Source organism: Micrococcus lylae NBRC 15355, assembly GCF_001570885.1.
In the GTDB taxonomy this organism is placed as follows: domain Bacteria; phylum Actinomycetota; class Actinomycetes; order Actinomycetales; family Micrococcaceae; genus Micrococcus; species Micrococcus lylae.
This window is the reverse complement of record NZ_BCSN01000112.1, coordinates 1-894: the sequence shown is the minus strand read 5'-3', so window position 1 is coordinate 894 and position 894 is coordinate 1. Positions and strand designations below refer to the sequence as shown.

Annotated in this window: 1 rRNA gene; it reads left to right on the top strand. The window is 55.3% G+C overall.

Going from position 1 to position 894, the window contains the following annotated elements:
• Positions 1 to 761: ribosomal RNA gene (locus MLY01S_RS11910) — 23S ribosomal RNA — on the top strand; the annotation flags it as partial.
• Positions 762 to 894 lie beyond the last annotated feature (133 nt).

Below are 894 nucleotides of genomic sequence, written 5' to 3'. Positions count from 1 at the left end.
AGTGTTGGTGGAGTCATCGTTGAAATACCACTCTGGTAACTCTGGATATCTAACTTCGGCCCGTGATCCGGGTCAGGGACAGTGCCTGATGGGTAGTTTAACTGGGGCGGTTGCCTCCCAAATGGTAACGGAGGCGCCCAAAGGTTCCCTCAGCCTGGTTGGCAATCAGGTGTTGAGTGCAAGTGCACAAGGGGGCTTGACTGTGAGAGTGGCAGCTCGAGCAGGGACGAAAGTCGGGACTAGTGATCCGGCGGCTCGTTGTGGAACGGCCGTCGCTCAACGGATAAAAGGTACCTCGGGGATAACAGGCTGATCTTGCCCAAGAGTCCATATCGACGGCATGGTTTGGCACCTCGATGTCGGCTCGTCGCATCCTGGGGCTGGAGTTGGTCCCAAGGGTTGGGCTGTTCGCCCATTAAAGCGGTACGCGAGCTGGGTTCAGAACGTCGTGAGACAGTTCGGTCCCTATCCTCTGCGCGCGTTGGAAATTTGAGAAGGTCTGTCCTTAGTACGAGAGGACCGGGACGGACGAACCTCTGGTATGTCAGTTGTACCGCCAGGTGCATGGCTGATTAGCTACGTTCGGGATGGATAACCGCTGAAAGCATCTAAGCGGGAAGCCGGCTTCGAGATGAGATTTCCTTGCCCCTTTGAGGGTGTGAGGCCCCCAGCTAGAACACTGGGTTGATAGGCTGGATGTGGAAGCACGGACTGACGACGTGTGGAGCTGACCAGTACTAATAGGCCGATGACTTACAAACACTTTTGTTGTGGTGTTCGCGTCCACTGTGCGGTTGTCTGATTGCAGCCTTGGGTGACTGTGGTGTATGGTTGCTTGAGCGTGTAAGTGAATATGTGTCGCGATGTGTTGTGACTTGTGAGGTTTACCCGCCC